The sequence below is a fragment of the Clostridioides sp. ZZV15-6598 genome (assembly GCF_020657705.1).
In the GTDB taxonomy this organism is placed as follows: Bacteria; Bacillota; Clostridia; order Peptostreptococcales; family Peptostreptococcaceae; genus Clostridioides; species Clostridioides difficile_F.
In genome coordinates this window covers 1-1,271 of the sequence record NZ_JAGWCS010000273.1, presented here as the reverse complement: position 1 = coordinate 1,271, position 1,271 = coordinate 1, and the positions used below count along the sequence as shown (strand labels likewise).

2 protein-coding genes are annotated in these 1,271 nt (G+C 26.7%); one reads left to right on the top strand and one right to left on the bottom strand.

The features are described from left to right. The first annotated feature begins 235 nt into the window (after positions 1–235). A complete protein-coding gene (locus KGF50_RS21490; RefSeq protein ID WP_227849945.1) occupies positions 236–553 on the top strand; it encodes a hypothetical protein in 318 nt (105 codons plus the stop codon). Between the two features lie 128 nt (positions 554–681). Here the strand turns inward: KGF50_RS21490 and KGF50_RS21485 are convergent, their stop codons facing one another. Next, entirely contained in the window at positions 682–996 is a 315-nt protein-coding gene (locus KGF50_RS21485) for a hypothetical protein (protein ID WP_227849944.1), read from the bottom strand. Positions 997–1,271: the final 275 nt, after the last annotated feature.

Genomic DNA, 1,271 nt, shown 5'->3' with positions numbered 1-1,271 from the left:
TTTTGTGTGTTTTTATGTTGTCTGTCTTTTGCGTCTCTGCGTGGTCCGATTGTTTGTGTTATTAGATCTTTTTCTGCATGATACGGCTATAATCGACAGCTACACCTAAGTCTTCGTTGGCTGCGTCAGATGGGTATAAGAGATAGCTTTATACGTGTGTTGCTGATATACTTTTATTAGGAAAATTATATATTATATATGAATTGGTTATTATATTATAAAGGAGGTATCTACTATGGATTTTGGTAATCTTTATCTTGTACTTATTGGAATAGCAGTTATAATAGTAACTACAATAAGATATTTAATTAAACGTAAAGCTAATTATTGCAAGAAAAAATATTTAGATAAATTAGAATTAAAGTATGGAAATATAGATAGAGGAAAAGTTGTTAAACTAGAAATATTTTATCAATATTTAATAGGCTTGGAATACATAATAATTAGCTTATTAATAAAAAATTCAGATACTGCAATGACAGCATTAATATTAGTAGCTATTATAACACTGGTATCTTATTATTTAATTAGAAAGAAATATATAACTATGTAAACTATTTATAATAAAATGCTGATAGAATTGATAATCAAAAGAAGGTGATAGGATTTTCCTACCACCTTTTACTTTGTCTAATATAACTAGATAATCTTGAGAGAACACTCTAAAAAGTATTATAAAGCTTAACAATCTCCATAATACTCAGCAAAATATAAAGGAGCTTTCTTAGAGACTTTATAATTTCTTAAATAGCTTTCTGTAGCTTTATCCAAAGGAGGTTTAGTTAATGTATAGTATTTCGCATTTTCTTTCGATAACTTTTCTTTGTCTATTTTATTATGTAACTCATCATCAATTATTCCTGTAGTGATAGCTTCTTTGAAATATCCATTAAAAAATACATGAGTCTTTAGTGCTAGTGTGGGTGTTGAATGTAATATTAGAAACATTACAATAAAAGATAGTACTGTTGTTAAGACTAACTTCATTCTCTTCATAATTAATCTCCTAGCATTAATAATATATCTCCAGCTTATTATACAAATTAACATATATTGACATTCTTTTCAACACAAATAAAAAAGAAGGCAGTAACTAACTCTAGTTGCCACCTTCTAATTATCAATTCTTAAATTTTGACATACTAAAATTTTTAACTTGAGACTTGAATAACTGTTCAATCTCATCAACTACACTCTGTATCTTATTTTCATATCTTGAATCATAATATATATTTATCTCACCTATGCTATTTATGCTTATAGAATAGTCT